This window comes from Croceibacterium salegens (assembly GCF_009827435.1).
Taxonomy (GTDB): Bacteria; Pseudomonadota; Alphaproteobacteria; order Sphingomonadales; family Sphingomonadaceae; genus Croceibacterium_B; species Croceibacterium_B salegens.
This window is the reverse complement of record NZ_WTYM01000030.1, coordinates 92,175-108,951: the sequence shown is the minus strand read 5'-3', so window position 1 is coordinate 108,951 and position 16,777 is coordinate 92,175. Positions and strand designations below refer to the sequence as shown.

The following is a 16,777-nucleotide window of genomic DNA, read 5'->3' as shown; positions in this document are numbered from 1 at the left end:
ATCTCCTGTCTCTGGGAACGGTTCAGTCGGTCAGCGGTGCCATACCCGCACCTTGCGGGACTTCGTGGTCGACTACAGCGCTGTGACCCTTGGGGAAGCGCGTGATGAGGACGATGATGAAGCCGAACGCTATGATCGTCGCAAGTACGCCGAACCAGAGGATCGGCTCCCCTGCCCCGGCCGTGGCCGCGACGAGCGAGGCGCCGAGGGGGGCGCCGAAGTTGCCGACCGCCATGTAGAGCGTGAACTGCGTCGCGGCGACTTCGGGCCGGCACAGGCTCATCGCTAGCGGGATCATCGATATGGCGTACATCAGCGAACAGAAGTTGAAGTACCAGATCATCCCGACGAGCAGCCAGTTGGCGCTCCATTCGTCGACCAGCAGGTTCATGCCGACGAAGCCGGCGATGTAGAGGGTCATGACCGCAAGCAGCGACTTCTTCGGCCCGATCTTGTCGATACCCCATCCGCCGACCAGCAGGCCGAACGCAGCAAGGACGTATTCCTCGATCGCGACGACGTTGGTGTAGTCGGTCGTGCTCCACTCGCCGAGTTCGCTGGTCATGACCGGCCAATAAGCTTCGAAGCCGCCAGTCGGCATCGAACGCATCAGCAGGATGGGAATGAACAGCAGGCTCGCCGGGACGATCATTGCGGCGAAGCTCTTCTTGAGCAGCGGCCACCATGCCTCGACCTGGATCGCGAGGTTGCGCGGATGGGCCTGCCCGTGGCTCCAGGGCAGCAGGCGTTCCCCTTCACGCTCACGTATCACCAACCCGTACACGAACACCGTCGAGAGGATCCCGGCCATCGCGAGGTAAGCGGCGGAAATGCCGTAGTGCTGGATCAGCCACCCGCTCAGCGCCACAGCCGTCGCCCGGCCGAACCCCTGAGCGCCGAACATGATGCCGCCCGCCCGGGCCTGTTCGTCCTCGCCCATGATGTCGACCACCATGCCGTCGATCGCCACGTCCTGGAACGTCGTCGCGCTGTTGATGACGAAGCCGAGCGCCGAGAGCAGCAGCACGTCGCGCCCTCCCGGAGCAAGCAGGGCCCCGACGATGCACATGGTCACCAACGTGCCCTGCGCGCCGAGCAGCCAGACGCGCCGCCGACCCATCGGCAAGAAGGTGTAGCGGTCCATTAGGAAGCCGTTCACCAGCTTCAGGGTCCACGGCAGGTTGCTCAGCCCGACGACCGATGCGATCTCCGTCGTGCTCGCGCCGCTCGACGCCATGTAGGCGGGGATGGCGTAGAAGAAGAGGCCGAGCGGGAAGCCCTGGGTGACGTAGAACAGGAAGACCGTGAGGAAGCGCATCCACTTGCTGCGCTCGAGCGGCGGCAGGAACGTGGCCTGTGCGGTCATGAATGTCCTTGCCGTTGACGGGACTGTGCGACGCCTTGTTCGCAGTTGACCCGATTTACGCGCTGAACGCAAATATCTTGCGCGGCACCGACCTATCCGGACAGCAATTCGTACAGAATCGCGAGCGCGATCACGATAAATACCGCACCGACCCCGCGGTCGATCCACAGCCGTGTGCCGGGCCGGTCCATCGCCCGCGACAGGCTCTTGCCGGCATAGATGTAGATTCCGCCGATCGCCAGGTCGAGCAGCATGCCGATCATCCACAGCACGGCGAGTTGCGGTATCACCGGACGGTCCGGCGCAATGAAGGGTGGAAGCAGGGCCACGACGTAGATCAGCGACTTGGGATTGCCGATGGCCACCATGATTCCGTCACGGAAGGCATGGCGCGTCACCGCGTGCGCCGGTTCGATATCCTCTCCCGCTGCGCTGCCCGCGTTGCGCAGGGCCTGCAGGCCGAGCCAGGCGAGGTACAGCGCCCCGCCGACCGCCAGCAGGTGCATGGCGAAGGGATAGGTCTTGGCCAGCGTGCCGAGGCCGAGCGCGGCCAGAGCCCACCACAACAGGTAGCCGAGTTGCATCCCGATCAGCGCGGCGAAACCCGAGCGGGCGCCTCGCCACAGCGTCTCGGTCATGACGAACAGCATCGATGGCCCCGGGACGATGCTCGTCAGCCCGGTGACCACTGCGAAGGCGGCCAACATTTCGGCGTCGATCACGAGCGCGAAGCCCCATGAGGAGGCTCGCGGAAGCGGGCGCTTAGGAGTTCGGGTCCTGCCGCTGCCAGTCGAACGTGAGGTCGAGCGAGCACTCGCCGCTGGTGACGTTGACTTGCACCGTTTCGCCCTGATGGTGCCACAGGAACGGCACGTAGTAGCGTGACCAGTTGCCGCTCAGGTCGGCAGTATCGCGGTAGTCGAGCGGTTTGATCCCGTCGTTGACGAGATGGACGTAGACCGCCGCGCCGGGTGCGAAACCCTGTCCCTGTACGCGATAGATCTTGCCGTTGCCGCGCACCTGCGCCGTGCAACCGTCCTGCTTCACCGCGTCGTACGTGGGCCAGCCTCGCGCATCGACGATGTCCTGCCGCGCCGCGGCGGAGCCGGAAACGGCGAGGATCGCCAGCAGTGTGGCGGAGATCAGGACGGTTCTGGTTTTGGGCATGGTCGGGCATCCCATCGGTGTGGCGACTGCTGCCGGCATAGCAGCAGCGCACGGGGCATTGTGCGCCGATTCCGGCTCCGCCCCAACCTAGTACATCTTCCGATCCGGCCATCGCCGCCGCCTAGTGAAAGTCGCGCGACTTGGGAATGATTCGCACGTCGCGCGGGTGGCGCGGGACGAAACCGCAGTCGCGCTCTTCCGGACCGGGTGGCTGCCACGGCCGGGCGGCGCGCGACGCCTCGCTTCCGGGCGGTCCGTTGGTGGCATGGTCGGCCGGGGCTATCGAAGGCTTGAGCAGGTCGTCGGAGAGCTTGTGCAGCTCGCCGGTCGCGTCGACGAGATGACTGACGATGACGTGGAGCACCTCCTCGTCGTATTCGACCCTCCCGCGCACCTCCATCAGCCGCGCACCCATTACCACCTTGCGGTATTTCTCGAACGCGTCGGGCCAGACGACGAGATTGGCTACTCCGGTCTCGTCCTCCAGCGTGATGAAGCACACCCCCTTGGCGCTGCCCGGCCGCTGGCGGATCAGCACCACGCCGGCGATGCTGACCATCGAGCGATGTTTGCGGGCGCGCAGGTCACAGGCACGCAGGAAGCCGCGCTCAGTCAGGCCGGGGCGCAGGAAGCTCAGCGGATGGGCTTTCAGGCTGAGGCGCACGGTCTGGTAATCCGCGACGACTTCTTCCGACAGGGGCATGAGCGGCAGCGCGGTGCATACCTTCTCCGCCCCCTCGTCACGCGCCCGGGCGGCGGCGAACAGCGGCAGGTCGGCCCCGGCAACGAGGCTGCGCGCATCCCACAGCGCCTGCCGTCGCGGCAGTTCCAGCGAGCCGAAGCAATCGGCCGAAGCAAGCCGCTCGACATGCGATGGCGGCACCCGCGCCCGGTCGCGCAGTTCGGTCACGTCGCGAAACGCCCCGCCCGTCTCGCGCGCCGCCACCATCTGCGCCGCGACGTGTTCGGGCAGCCCGTCGACCTGCCGCAGGCCGAGGCGGAGGCCCTTCGAGACGCGTCTTCGAGACGCCGCTTTGCGGCTCCTCAGCCGCTCCTCAGGATGAGCGAACATGGAAGAACCCCGCTCATCCTGAGGAGCAGATGGGACTGAGCTCGTCGAAGGCCCATCTGCGTCTCGAAGGACCTCAAGCCCGTTGTCCCACGCACTGCAATTCACATCCACCGGCAGGACCTCGACCCCGTGCTCGGCCGCGTCGCGGACGATCTGCGCCGGGGCGTAGAAACCCATCGGTTGCGAGTTGAGCAGCGCCGCGGCGAAGGCGGCGGGGTAATGGCACTTGAGCCAGGCCGAGACGTAGACGAGGTGCGCGAAGCTCGCCGCGTGGCTCTCGGGAAAACCGTATTCGCCGAAGCCCTTGATCTGGTTGAAGCAGCGCTGGGCGAATTCGGGATCGTAGCCGCGCGCGACCATCCGTCCGACCATCTTCTCCTCGTGCTGGTGCATCATCCCGCGGCTGCGGAAGGTCGCCATCGCCTTGCGCAGCTGGTTGGCTTCGCCGGGCGAGAACTTGGCCGCGTCGAGCGCGATCTTCATCGCCTGTTCCTGGAAGATCGGCACCCCGTAGGTGCGTTCGAGGATCGAGGACAGCTCGTCCGCCGGGCCATGCTCGGGCGCGGGACCGGGAAGCTGGAACGCCGGACCGCCCTCGCGCTGCGCCTTGCGCGCCTTGAGGTAGGGGTGAACCATGTCGCCCTGGATCGGCCCGGGCCGCACGATCGCCACCTCGACCACCAGGTCGTAGAACTTGCGGGGGCGCAGGCGTGGCAGCATGTTCATCTGCGCCCGGCTCTCGACCTGGAACACGCCGACCGAATCCCCCTGGCACAGCATGTCGTAGACCGCCGGGTCCTCCTGCGGGACGGTGGCCAGCGTCAGCTTGCGGCCGTGGTGCCGCTCGAGCAGGTCGAGGCACTTGCGGATGCAGGTCAGCATGCCCAGCGCGAGCACGTCGACCTTGAAGATGCCGAGTGCGTCGATGTCGTCCTTGTCCCACTCGATAAAGCTGCGGTCGGGCATGGCGCCGTTGCCGATCGGCACCGTCTCGGTCAGCAGCTTGTCGGTGAGAATGAACCCGCCGACGTGCTGGCTGAGGTGGCGCGGCATGCCGATCATCTGCCCGGTCAGCTTGAGCACCCGGCGCAGGTGCGGGTCGCGCAGGTCGAGCCCGGTCTCGCGCCGGACGTGCTCCTCGTCGATCTCCTGCCCGTACCCGCCCCACACGGTGCGCGCGAGCAGCGCGGTGACGTCCTCGCTCAGCCCCATGGCCTTGCCGACCTCGCGGATCGCCATGCGTGGGCGATAGTGGATCACCGTGGCGCACAGGCCGGCGTGCTCGCGGCCGTATTGGGCGTAGATGTGCTGGATCACCTCCTCGCGCCGCTCGTGCTCGAAATCGACGTCGATGTCGGGCGGCTCGGTGCGCTCGGCGGAGATGAAGCGGTCGAACAGCAACTGGTGCTCGGCCGGATCGACCTCGGTGATGCCGAGGCAGAAGCACACCGCCGAGTTCGCCGCGCTGCCGCGCCCCTGGCACAGGATCGGCGGATCCTGCGCCCGTGCGAAGTCGACGATTTCCTTGATGGTGAGGAAGTAGGGCGCGATGCCGAGCTGGGCGATCAGCGCCAGCTCCTTCTCAAGTGTTTTCTCGATATCGCGTTTCAAACCGTTGGGATAACGCCATTTTGCTCCCTCGAAGGTTTGCTGGACGAGATAGTCCTGCGGCGTCATCCCGTACGGATAGGCCGTGGTGGGATATTCGTATTTCAGCTCGTCGAGGCTGAAGGTGCAGGCGTCGGCCACCTCGCGCGCGGCGGCGATGGCGTGGGGCCAGCGCTCGAACAGGCGGACCATCTCGCCCGGCCCCTTGAGATGCCGCTCGGCATTGGCGTGGAGCAGGTGCCCGGCCCGTGCCACGGTGGTCTTGTGACGGATCGCGGTCATCACGTCCTGCAGCGGGCGGCGGTCGGGGGCGTGGTAGTGGACGTCGTTGGTCGCCAGCAAGGCGAGGCCGTTGGCCTTCGCCAGCGCGTCGAGCCGGTCGATCCGGGCGATATCGTCGCCGGTGTAGAGGTACGGCGCGGCGATGTGGCGCAGCGTGGGGAGCCGGGCGCCCAGGTGGGGGAGGATGTCGGCCATGCACCCCTTCCTCTCAACCTCGTCACCCCGGACTTGATCCGGGGGCCAGCTTTCTTCCGCTACACTAGAAGGAAGCGGGACCCCGGCTCGGGGGCCGGGGTGACGGAAGGGGATGACATTGCTCTCCACCGCGATGGTGAACTTGGCGTCGAGATCCGCCGGCGGCAGCAGCACCAGCTGCACCCCTTCGCCATGCGCCGCGAGCATCGCCAGCGAGATCTCGCACACCCCCTTTTCCTGCCAGCCTCCGTCGAGCGTCCCCATCCGTCCTGCCGAGATCAACCGGCACAGGCGCCCGTAGGCGGCGCGGTCTTTCGGATAGGCGAGGAAGGCGAGCCCCTCGACCGTCTCGATGCGGCAGCCGATCACCGGCCGCAGCTTGAGCGTCTTCGCTTCGGTGTGGACCCGCACCACCCCGGCCATCGAATTGGCGTCGGCAATGCCGAGCGCATCGTACCCCAGCGCGTGGGCCGCCAGCACCAGGTCGACCGCGTCCGAAGCCCCGCGCAGGAAGCTGAAGCAACTGACCAACCCCAGCTCGACGAAGGGCGCACGCGCTGGCGGCTCGACCAGATCGGGATCGAATTCCACCCTGCGACGGGGAATATGGAGGTCGTTTTCGGGCAACGCCGGCACCCTCTTTCGTCATTCCCGCGAAGGCGGGAATCCAGCTGCTCTCGCTCTTCGCCGAAAGGACAGCTGGACCCCCGCCTTCGCGGGGGTGACGGCATGGTTTGCGGTTGCCGCCCGGCCAAGCCAGGCGTGCACAGGACTATCGCGACAGTGCATATGTTCCTTATATGTTCTCTCCGCGGATTCTCCTAGCCCGTTCTCCCGGCGATTGCTGTGGACGAAGTCAAAAACCACTGACAGACTGCCAGGCGGGAAGAGGAGAACACATGCGGCAATCGACGTTCAGTGCGGCAATCGCCGACCTGCCCCTGCGGCCGTTCCAGATCGTGGTGATGGTCTTCGGGCTGGCGCTGCTGGTGATCGACGGGATCGACCTGCAATCGCTCTCGCTGGTCACCCCGGTGATCCTCGAGGAATGGAACATCGACCGCGCCGTGTTCGGCCCGGCCCTCGCCGCATCGCTCTTCGGCATGGGCTTCGGGTCGATCTTCGGCGGGATGCTGGGCGACCGTATCGGACGGCTGCGCACGCTGGCCATTGCCTGCGCGATCTTTGGCGGATCGACCATCCTTGCATCGTTCACCAACGGAGTGTGGGAAATGGCCGCAGTCCGCGCGCTTGGCGGGCTCGGCTTCGGCGCGGCCTATCCCAACGCGCTGGCGCTGGTCAGCGACTGGGTCAACGAGAAGACCCGCCCGCACGCGGTCTCGTTCCTGTCGGTAGGCATCCCCGTGGGCATCTCGGTCAGCGCCGCGGTCATGCCGCTGATGTTGCCAGCCTACGGCTGGCGCGGTGCGTTCATGATCTTCGGCGTGGGCTCGCTCGTGCTCGGCGCGCTGCTCGTCGCCGTCCTGCGCGAGCCGCCCGCATGGCTCCTGACGCGGGGACGGCGCGAGGCGGCGCAGAAGAGCGCCTCGCGGGTGATCGACGGGTCGATCGAACTCTTGCCGGAAGTGGTGACCAGCCCCGATGCGGCCCCCGGCGAGCAGATCGGAGTGTTCCATCGCAGCAACAACCGGCTCAACCTCGGCATGGTGATCAGCTTCTCGGCCACGACGACGCTGGTCTATGGCCTGCTCAACTGGACTCCGACGCTGCTGACCTCGGCCGGACTGTCGCTCGATGACGCGCTCAGGGCGAGCTTCTGGCAGGGCATCCTTTCGATCATCGGCGGATTGTCGGCGGGGCTGACCACGCGCACGTTCGGATCGAAGGCGGTGACCATCGCCGGGGCGGCGGCGATCCTTGCCACGATCCTCGGGCTGGCCATCATCATCGAGGGCGCGAATGGCGCACCCACTGCCGGACAGGTCGAGGCGATTGTCTGGCTCGAAGGGCTGGCCGTCGGGCTGGTCTCGATGATGATCACGGTGTTCTACGTCATCATGGCCTCGGGCTATGCCCATTCGTGTCGCGCGGGCGGGATCGGCATGGTCATCACCTCGGGCCGGGTCATGTCGATCAGCATGGTGCTCGGCGGCGGGTGGCTGATGAACCTCGGAGGCGACAGCTTTATCTGGTACTTCGCGACGCTGGTCGTCATCTCGCTGATGGTCTTCGCCGCGGCCTTCATCGTCGATTGCCAGGTCGAGCCGAAGCGCAGGTTGCAACCGGCATGACCGCGATCACCGGCAGGCGCATTGCCCCGCAGGCCGCATCGGCGGATTACCGCCGCATTGGCGTCAAGCGTTACTCGGCCTCGCTCGGGGCGATCGTCGAGGGTGTCGACCTGTCGCAGGAGCTCGACGACGAGACGATCGGCGAAATCCGCCGCGCGCTGGTCGAGCATCTCGTCATCTTTTTCCGCGGACAGGACATGACGCCCGACCAGCAGCTCGCCTTCGCCCGGCGCTTTGGCACGCTCAACCGCCACGACCAGGTTGCCGGGATGGACGAATACCCCGACATCATCGAGGTGCGGCAGGAGCCGACCGACACCCGCAACTTCGGCGGCGCCTGGCACGGCGACCTGACCTACATGCCCGAACCGCCGCTCGGGTCGGTGCTCTACGCCAAGCAGGTGCCTGAAGTCGGCGGCGATACGCTCTGGTCCAATCTTTATACGGCTTACGACGATCTTTCGGACGGAATGAAGCGCTTGATCGACACGCTCACGGTCATGCACACGCCCGCCAAGATCTACGGCGAGAAGGCGCTCGACTGGGGCAAGGACAGCTCGGTTCGCTCCTCACCTACGGCGGCGGCGCACTGGGAACACCCCCACCCCCTCGTCCGCACCCACCCCGAAAGCGGTCGCAAGCTCTATTACGTCAGCGGCGCCTTCACCCCGCGCTTCGAGGACATGACCGAGGAAGAAAGCGCCCCGCTGCTCGACTACCTGATGGCCCAGGCGACCCGCGAGCCCTTCACCTGCCGCTGGCGCTGGCAGGTCGGCGACGTCGCCTTCTGGGACAACCGCGCCACGCTGCACTACGCGCTCAACGATTATGCGGGGGAGCGCCGGGTAATGCACCGGGTGGCGATCAACGGGGAAGCGCCGGAGCGGTGAGGCGCATCTCGCCTGCTCTCCTGTTGGTCGCAGGGATGTTTTTCACGTCTCCGGTGGCCGCACGTCAGCACGTCGCTGGAGATACCTGGCTCATCACGATCGAGACGAAGACAGAGTCGAAATCGGAGTCCGGTTCGGGCAGCTCTTTTGACCGCGATACGCTGATCGAGAAAGTGTTGGCCACCACCGATCAAGGCGTCGAACTCGAGTACGACCTTCCCGAAAGTGCAAGCGACAGTGACAGGTCAGTAAGTTGGCAGTTTCCGGCGCGAATCCTGCACAGCAACGATGGCGAATTGAAACTTCTGAACGAAGCCGAGCTTGAGGCACGTGTCGAACGCTTTCTCGAATTTGCAGGATATACGCGCGAAGCGTGTGGACATTGGATTTTCACCTGGAATGCGTTCCAGATTGAGTGTGATCCACAATCTGTCCTGGAGTTGATCGCGCCGTTCGATTTGCGGCCCGGTGAAGTGTTCAGCGACCCCAATATCCAGCGACCAGTGGCGCTTACAACTCAGGTCGATAATGATGGAACAAGTCGGCTTTCGGCTAGTGCAGTCATCGATGGAAATCGCATTCGGGAGTCGAGCGCCCAGACCGATGTCGTCGTGGCTGAGATCTCGGGCAAGGAACTTTCACTTGATCAGGCACGTCAAGTTCATGCGAAGGATGTGGTGTCCGGGACTCTTGAGGTCTCTTTCGAACTTGACGCCACTGGCAATGTGATAGGGCGGGTAAAAGCGGCGACCATTACCGTGACCGAGCCCGATTCGCCTTCGGAAACTCGCTCGATGGTTGAAACGACAGTCCGGAAACGAGTCGAGGAATCACCGAGCGGCCTAACACCGGCAAGCTGAGCCCCCACTTCGCTATTGATCGTTCACGAACAGGAAGCGCTGGCCGTCGGGGCTGGCGATCCGCCAGAACAGCATCCGGCCGCTGGCGGTCACCCCGGCCGGGAGAACGATCGTGAACAGTGCGTGCGGCTCCCCCACCGTCAGGGCGGGTTTCGTGCTCACGCCGACGGCCATGACCGCAAAATCGTTGATCTCGGGCGTGTCGGGCAGGTCGCTCAGGTAATAGAGTTCCTTGCCGTCCGCGCGCCAGGAAACGGCGCTGGCCATGCCGCCCTGGCTTATCATGCGGGCGGCGCTGTCATCCACGGCGGCGGTACTCCGGTCGAAAGGCGCGAGATAGACCTCGAACCGCCCGGTATCGTTATAGGTGTAGGCGGCGTATTCCATGTCGGGCGAGAGCCGCAGGACGGCGACATCGAATTCCCCGCGCAGGACATCCCGCGCCTCGGGACTTTCTGCGCCCTTGGCCAGCGGGATAGCGGCTATGTAGCCGGCAATGTTTGCGATCAGGTACTTCCCGTCGGACGAGACGTCGGTGGGCTCGAAGGAGACGACGCCCGGCTCGAGTTCGAAGACTGTTTCCGGCCCGCCCTCACCGCTGACAGGATGGCGGTAGACGTAAAATTGGGCCCCGTTGTCGAAATGGCCCGTCGCTGAAATGTAGGAGTCGTTGCCCGCCCAGATCAGGTCCCGCTTGAACGGGCTGTCGTCGGCCACTTTGGTTTCCTCGCCGGTCGCGGGATCGATCGACCAGATGGCCGAGTTTGGCGAATTGTCGTCCGCCGCGGCTATCGCAAGAATGCGCGATCCATCGGGCGAGAACGACGCCAGACCCCAGGTTCCCGGCTTGCCGAACTGCGCCAGCTCGCGCCCGGACCGATCGACCATCACGATCCGTTCGGACGGATCCTTTGGCAGTCCGATCGCGTTAAGGCGCTGGCCGTCGCGGCTGGGGTTAAAGCACTCGCCGTCCTCGGCACCGGTCATGATGCCCTTGGGAGCGTCGACCGCGGCCGCCTCCCCATGCTTGACCGCGTCGCCATCCGGCTCGACGCTGACCCCCATCGTGAGTCTCGCCTTCGCGTCGCAATAGAGGACCGTCTTGCCGTCCGCCGACCACAGAGAGCTGGCGCCGGACCCGGCGTTGGCGAGCCGCCAGTACTGGCCGCCGCCCTGATCGATCGGCACTGCCCTCGTCACTTCGATGGGGAAGGCGCCGCGATCGAGCGCGGTATAGGACAGATAGCGTCCATCGGGCGAAAACTGGGGTACGAATATCGGATAGGGCGTCTTGAGCACCTCGATCGGAGGACCGCCCTTTTCGAGATCGATCAGGTGAATCCCGCCACCGTCGACTGTCGCCGTCGTGAAGCCGGTATCGTAGGCAAGGTAGCGGCCGTCGGGCGACCAGTCCCACAGGTCGATGTCGCCGCCGCGGTTGTCAAAAACCAGCTCACCATCGCCCGGCGGTCCTTCGACGGGCCGCCGGTAGACGTTGTACTGGCCGTTGCGCACGGCAGAATAAGCCAGCGACTTGCCATCGGGCGACCAGGTGAAGCCCGACACATCCTCGCCCTTGCCGCTCGTCGTGATCTGGGCCTTGGTGCCGTTCCTGTAATCGAACACCCAGAGATCGGTTGAACCGTTCGGCCGGTCGACCATGAGCGCTGCATAGCGGCTCATATCCGGGGAGAACTTTGGCTCGCCCATGTTGGGATCGGAAAATTCGATCCGGGCGAGCTCTGTACCGTCCGCGGCGACGATCCTGGAGATCGTGGCCCTTTCCTTGACCGCCGCGGCCCGGCGAGCGTCCCGGATCTCGCGCTGCTGCTTCTCGTTTGCTTCGCGCTGCTCTTCGCTGACTTCGGCCCAGGCCGCCGTGGTTAGGCTGCAGCCCAACATGGTCGCCATCGCCAGCTTGCCGGCTGCCGCAAGAGCGGCTTTCGCCCGCTGTTTGCCCATGTTCTTTCTCCCGTTCAGCAGTTTTGCGGACAGGCGGAGATGATCACCCCGTTGGGTAGCTTGATCTGGCGGATCAGCCCGGCCTTGCTGCCGTTGCGCGCGGGGCTGGCGTCGATCGTCACCGGCTTGCTGATCGATTCCTCGAAATCGCTGCGCTTGTAGGAGCGCCCGCGAAACCAGCTCGGCGCGGGCCCCTCGAAGGCCCAGGTTTCGCCCTTGACCTTGAGGAACAGATGGACGTGCGGATTGGTCCACTCGATCCTTTCGAGCGTGCCTTGTTCGGAAATGCGCTGGGTCAGGTCGAAATTGACGGCCATACTGTGGTGGGCGATCGCCGGTCCGGCGGCAAGGATGGCCAAGGCGGCCAATGCAAAACGCTTCGTCATCGCGGTTCCTCCTCGGGACACGAACACGACCGGTTTATGCGAGAAGCCTATCTTATTTTCAGCGTCCGGCAATATCATTTCAAAGCGTTGGTCTGGTTGTCGCATTTCCGGCGGCTCAGGCGCACAGCCCCTGTATGAACCAGTCGGGCAGTCCGCCGCGGCCATCGCCCACCAGCCCTAGCCGGTAGATCCAGTAGCGCCGCCCCTCGCCGTCTTCGATGCGGTAGTAGTCGCGCAGGCGGGCGCGGCCGGTTTCGCGCCACCATTCGGGGGCGATGCGTTCGGGCCCTTCGGCGCGGGCGACCTCGTGGACATTGCCGCGCCAGCGGAAGCGTTGCGGCAACCCGTCGGGGGTGGCGTAGAGCACGGCGATCGGCTCGGGGCGGTCGAGCAGCTTCAATGGCCGGGCGTGGAAGGCGAGCTCGCCCTGGCTGGCGGCTTCCGGTTCGAGCGGCGGCTGCCATTTCTGCGCGCGTTCGGGGATGTGGCTGGCGTGCGGCACCGGGCGACCCACCGACCTGGGGCCGAGGCGCACGGCCAGCCTGTCGATGCAGGCGGCCAGCGAAGTACCGTGGTCCTCGGCCGCCGCCTCGATATCGGCCTGTTCGAGCGCCAGCGGCTCGGTCCAGCTGGCGCGCAGGCGGACCAGTTCGATCCCGAACCCGGCGTCGATATCGTCGAGCTTGCTCGCGAACAGGCGGACGATATGCGCCGCATCGCGGGTCGGCGCGGCGAGTTCGAGCATGCGGTTCGCAACTTCGCCATCGACCCGCCACAGCCCCAGTTCGAGCCGCCGGGCGCCCTGCCCCTGCCCTTCAAGTTCGCGCGCCATGTCGGCGGCGAGGTCGGCGAGCACAGTATCGAGCAGCGCGCGGTGGAGGATCGGCTCCATCAGCCGGCGCTGGACCAGCGGGACCTGCTGCGGGACCACCGGCAGCAGCGGCTCAGGCACGCGGCCGAGCAGCTGGTCCATCCGGGTCAGCGGGTTGGCGGCGGGCGCGCGGCGGGTGCGGAAGCGGCGCTGCAAGGCGTCGCGGCCGATACCCTCGAGCTGACCGAGCCGCTTGAGCCCGAGGCGGCGCAGGATCAGCAGGACGTCGTCGTCGAGCCGCAACGCGGCGACGGGAAGGCCGGAAAGCATCGCCGGGATATCCTCCCCCACAGGGGGAGGCAGGATGGAATTGCCCTTTCCATAGTGCGACAGCGCCCATGCCGCCCCGGCGGTGGGCGCGATGGCGAGGCGGGCGGTGAGGCCGCGGTGGGCGAAGAGGTCCTGCGCGTCGGCCAGCAGGCGATCCTCGCCGCCGAAGAGGTGCGCGACCGCTGTGACGTCGACCAGCACCGCATCTGGCGGGTCGAGCGCGCTCCACGGGCCCCAGCGCCGCGCCCACAGTGCGAGCCGTTCGAGGAAATCGCGGTCGCCCGCCGGGTCACTCGGCAGCGTCACCAGAGAGGGGCACAGCGTGCGCGCATCGGCGAGCATCATGCCGGCCCTTGCCCCGGCTTCGAGCCCGGCGCGGTTGGCGGCCTCGATCCGCGGACCGTGCGCGGTTTCGGCGATCAGGACGAGCGGGGCGCCGTCCGCGCCCTGCCCTTCCTGCAGGCCTTCAGACTGCCGCCAGCGATCGATCGCCAGACGAGGCAGCCAGATCGACATGATCCGGCGTGCCGGGATCGTTGGCTGTCGGGAGGCGATCGGCGGCGAGGTGGTTTGCCTCATCGCGCAGGATCCATTCTCCTGGGGCATGAACCCGCGAGCGGAACAGTTCGGCGCGCCAGGCCGGGCGGCCGGGGGCGGCGGGGTTCCAGCGCGGGCGCGGTGACGGGGCGGAGCGCACCTCCCAGCGCATCCGCGCCGACGAGAGGTCGCGCGAAGCATCGAGCCGGACGAGCCACAGCGCCACGCCATGCTTTTCCGCCGCGAGGCTCAGGCGACGCGAGGCGACGAAGTCGAGCGCGCGCGGGTTGCCGGCGATCTCGCCCAGCACGAAGGCCACGTCGCGGCAGCGCACGCCCTCCTCCAGCGCGAACAACGCGTCCTCCGCCGACTTCGCGGAAACGTGGATCAGGCGGCGGCGCAGCGCCTCGGGCAAGCCGTGGCGATAGGGCCGCCCGCCAAGCCGGATGGCAGCGGCATCCTGCACCCACAGCACCGCGCGCTCTTCCACCCGCTCGTCGCCCTCGGCGCGCAGCCCGTCGAGCGCCAGCGCCAGCGCGGCGGCCGCCCCGCTGCCCTCGTTACCGCGCGCGAACACCTCGCCATGGCGCGCACCGGCGAGCCCCGGGCGCCAGTGGCGCGCACGCTCGCCAAGCGAGGCCAGCTCGCCGGCAGTGGGCAAGGCGGAAAGGTCCATGACGAATCGACTCCTTTGTTCCTTGTTTGTTCCATATCTCGCGTCGCTGCGCAATCGGTCCCGCGGAACAATCCGCCTATCGCGAGGCGCCGGAACGCCCGCGTTCGCCGAGCCGTTGGTGGGGAAAGGAGATTGAAATGAGCGACCCGAACGAACTCAAACACAAATTCTGGAAAGCGCTGGACGAGAGCCCCTTCGTCTTCCTCCAGCTAGACAGCGACCCCCACACCGCCGTCCCGATGACCGCGCAACTGGACGAAGATGTGAAGGGCGGAACGATCTGGTTCTTCACCCGCCGCGATCACCCGCTGGCAAGGCTCGGCCCGGCGACCGCGACATTCTCGGGCAAGGACAACCAGGTCTTCGCCCGCTTCACCGGCACGCTGAGCGAGGAAGCGAGCCGCGCCCGCCTCGACAAGCAATGGAACTCAATCATCGAATCCTGGTTCGACGGCAAGGACGATCCCAACCTGATGATGCTGCGAATGGACCTCGGCCAGGCCGAAATCTGGAATAGCGACCTCGGCTTCGTCGACAACGTGAAGATGCTGCTCGGCTTCGAAGTCAAGGAAGAGGCGCGCGAGGAACACCTCGAAACCAACCTCTAATCAATTCACCAACCCGCACAAAAAAAGGGGCCGCCTCCAATGGGAAGCGGCCCCTCTTTCATGATCCAAGGCCGATCACTCGCCCGGCGGATGGATCGGGATCTGCAATTCCTCGCCCGCGACGTCGTCGACCACCTCGACGATCCCGCGGCCCAGGTGGCTGTGGCCACGGCTGTAGAGGAAGTAAACGAACAGGCCGAGAATGCCCCACCCCGGCAGGAACAGCATGGCAGCGCTCGGCAGGTTAAAGAACAGAAGCACGCAGCCGATGATCGTCAGCGGAGCGATGATCCACACGCCCGGCACCTTGAAGTGGCGCTGGCGATTGGGGTCCTTCACGCGCAGCACCATCACCGCGACAGCCACCATAAGGAAGGCGTAGAGCGTGCCGGCGTTCGAGATGTCGGCAAGCTGGCCGACCGGGAAGAACGCCGCGCCCAGCGCCACCGCGGCACCGGTCATCATGGTGACGACGTGCGGCGTCCGGTACTTCGGGTGCACCGTGCTCAACTTCTCCGGCAGCAGGCCGTCGCGGCTCATGACGAAGAATATGCGCGTCTGGCCGAAGATCAGCACGAGGATGACCGACGGAAGCGCGAGGAAGGCGGCGATGCCGAGCATGTTGCCGATACCCGAGAAGCCGATCACGCGCAGCACGTGCGCCAGGGCTTCCTTCGAACAGACCAGAGCTTCGGCGTGTTCGGGCATGGCGCACTGGCGCGCCAGTTCCGGCGAACCGGCTTCGACCGGGAAGCCCATCGCGTCCATGATCGGCTGGCCACCCAGCGTCCCGATCGCACCGGCGGCAACGAGGATGTAGAACACCGTGCAGAACAGCAGCGAGGCGACAAGCCCGATCGGCACGTTGCGCTGCGGGTTCTTGGTCTCTTCCGCCGCGGTCGAAACCGCGTCGAAACCGACGTAAGCGAAGAACATCGTCGCCGCCGCGCCCAGCGCGCCGACGCCCGTGCCCCAGCCACCGAACAGGCCGGCCGGCAGGAAGGGATTGAACTTGTCGGCGCTGAAGTCGCCGCTCGTCAGGGTCAGCGCGATGAACGCCGTCAGCGCGGTAACCTTGATCGCCACGAGGATGGCATTGACCTTGGCGCTCTCGCTGGTCCCGATGACCAGCAGCCACGTGACGAGCAGCGCGATGACCGCCGCCGGCAGGTTGATGAACCCGCCTTCGACCCCGCCGAACGCCAGCGGCCCGGCGCTGAGCCAGGTGGGCAAGTGTATGCCGAGGAACTCGTTGAGGATCGTCCCGCTGAAATAGCCCGACCAGCCTACCGAAACCGCACTGGCAGCGATCGCGTATTCCATGATCAGCGCCCAGCCCACGGTCCAGGCGAAGAACTCGCCGATCGACGCGTAACTGTAGGTGTATGCGCTACCCGCAACCGGGATCATTGCGGCGATTTCCGCGTAGCACAGCGCGGCGACGATACAGACCGCACCGGCGACGGCGAAGGCGACCATCAGACCTGGTCCGGCCTTCTGCGCGCCGACCGCAGTCAGCACGAAAATGCCGGTGCCGATAACACAGCCGATGCCGAGCAGCGTAAGCTGCAACCAACCCAGCGTTCGCTTGAGCGACTTCTTCTCCGCGGTCGCAAGAATTGCGTCCAGCGGTTTGACCCGATCCAAAATCATACAAATTCCCTTCTTGGGCGGCCATCACAGCGCCGCCTCCCCGATTGCAGGGCACGCTAGCGCTGGACGACCGCTTGGCAAGGCGAAATGTGCGGGGTTTCCCCGGCTGGATGGCAAGTCTA

13 protein-coding genes are annotated in these 16,777 nt (G+C 66.0%); 4 read left to right on the top strand and 9 right to left on the bottom strand.

The genetic code is table 11. From position 1 onward, the window contains the following. Positions 1 to 22 precede the first annotated feature (22 nt). The 4 genes from GRI89_RS04215 to GRI89_RS04200 all read right to left on the bottom strand — a co-directional run bounded on the left by GRI89_RS04215 (position 23) and on the right by GRI89_RS04200 (position 6,317). Positions 23 to 1,366, bottom strand: coding sequence for an MFS transporter (locus GRI89_RS04215; protein ID WP_159792515.1), 1,344 nt, complete (start codon positions 1,364 to 1,366; stop codon positions 23 to 25). A 92-nt stretch (positions 1,367 to 1,458) separates the two neighbouring features. Continuing rightward, positions 1,459 to 2,088, bottom strand: a complete 630-nt coding sequence (locus GRI89_RS04210; RefSeq protein ID WP_159792513.1) for a LysE family translocator — start codon at positions 2,086 to 2,088, stop codon at positions 1,459 to 1,461. 40 nt (positions 2,089 to 2,128) lie between these two features. Further along, a complete protein-coding gene (locus tag GRI89_RS04205) occupies positions 2,129 to 2,533 on the bottom strand; it encodes a hypothetical protein (protein WP_159792511.1) in 405 nt (134 codons plus the stop codon). Positions 2,534 to 2,654: 121 nt separating this feature from the next. Next, positions 2,655 to 6,317, bottom strand: coding sequence for an error-prone DNA polymerase (locus GRI89_RS04200; RefSeq protein ID WP_159792510.1), 3,663 nt, complete (start codon positions 6,315 to 6,317; stop codon positions 2,655 to 2,657). Positions 6,318 to 6,589: 272 nt separating this feature from the next. Here GRI89_RS04200 and GRI89_RS04195 point away from each other — a divergent pair, with 272 nt between their 5' ends. The 3 genes from GRI89_RS04195 to GRI89_RS04185 are packed head-to-tail and all read left to right on the top strand — an operon-like array spanning position 6,590 to position 9,692. Next, positions 6,590 to 7,942 carry an MFS transporter gene (locus GRI89_RS04195; RefSeq protein ID WP_159792508.1) on the top strand — a complete coding sequence of 451 codons (1,353 nt, stop codon included), beginning with the start codon at positions 6,590 to 6,592 and terminating at the stop codon, positions 7,940 to 7,942. Next, positions 7,939 to 8,832: a TauD/TfdA dioxygenase family protein gene (locus GRI89_RS04190; RefSeq protein WP_159792506.1), complete on the top strand. Its 894-nt coding sequence runs from the start codon at positions 7,939 to 7,941 to the stop codon at positions 8,830 to 8,832. The genes GRI89_RS04195 and GRI89_RS04190 overlap by 4 nt, the downstream gene beginning before the upstream one ends. Continuing rightward, a complete protein-coding gene (locus GRI89_RS04185) occupies positions 8,829 to 9,692 on the top strand; it encodes a hypothetical protein (RefSeq protein WP_159792504.1) in 864 nt (287 codons plus the stop codon). Before GRI89_RS04190 ends, GRI89_RS04185 begins: the two co-directional genes overlap by 4 nt. Positions 9,693 to 9,704: 12 nt before the next feature. Here the strand turns inward: GRI89_RS04185 and GRI89_RS04180 are convergent, their stop codons facing one another. The 4 genes from GRI89_RS04180 to GRI89_RS04165 form a co-directional block, all read right to left on the bottom strand. Beyond that, positions 9,705 to 11,654: a TolB-like translocation protein gene (locus GRI89_RS04180; RefSeq protein WP_159792501.1), complete on the bottom strand. Its 1,950-nt coding sequence runs from the start codon at positions 11,652 to 11,654 to the stop codon at positions 9,705 to 9,707. A gap of 14 nt (positions 11,655 to 11,668) precedes the next feature. Further along, positions 11,669 to 12,040 carry a DUF6152 family protein gene (locus GRI89_RS04175; protein ID WP_159792499.1) on the bottom strand — a complete coding sequence of 124 codons (372 nt, stop codon included), beginning with the start codon at positions 12,038 to 12,040 and terminating at the stop codon, positions 11,669 to 11,671. A 115-nt stretch (positions 12,041 to 12,155) separates the two neighbouring features. After that, positions 12,156 to 13,697 (bottom strand): DUF6504 family protein, encoded by a 1,542-nt coding sequence (locus GRI89_RS04170; protein WP_159792497.1) that lies wholly within the window; start codon positions 13,695 to 13,697, stop codon positions 12,156 to 12,158. Then, positions 13,648 to 14,394, bottom strand: coding sequence for a hypothetical protein (locus tag GRI89_RS04165; RefSeq protein WP_159792495.1), 747 nt, complete (start codon positions 14,392 to 14,394; stop codon positions 13,648 to 13,650). The genes GRI89_RS04170 and GRI89_RS04165 overlap by 50 nt, the downstream gene beginning before the upstream one ends. 137 nt (positions 14,395 to 14,531) lie before the next feature. Between GRI89_RS04165 and GRI89_RS04160 the strand changes: the two genes are divergently transcribed. Then, positions 14,532 to 15,002, top strand: a complete 471-nt coding sequence (locus tag GRI89_RS04160) for a pyridoxamine 5'-phosphate oxidase family protein (RefSeq protein WP_159792493.1) — start codon at positions 14,532 to 14,534, stop codon at positions 15,000 to 15,002. A gap of 75 nt (positions 15,003 to 15,077) precedes the next feature. On the opposite strand, the gene GRI89_RS04155 is transcribed toward GRI89_RS04160, so the two are convergent. Beyond that, positions 15,078 to 16,655, bottom strand: coding sequence for an amino acid permease (locus tag GRI89_RS04155; protein ID WP_159792491.1), 1,578 nt, complete (start codon positions 16,653 to 16,655; stop codon positions 15,078 to 15,080). Positions 16,656 to 16,777: the final 122 nt, after the last annotated feature.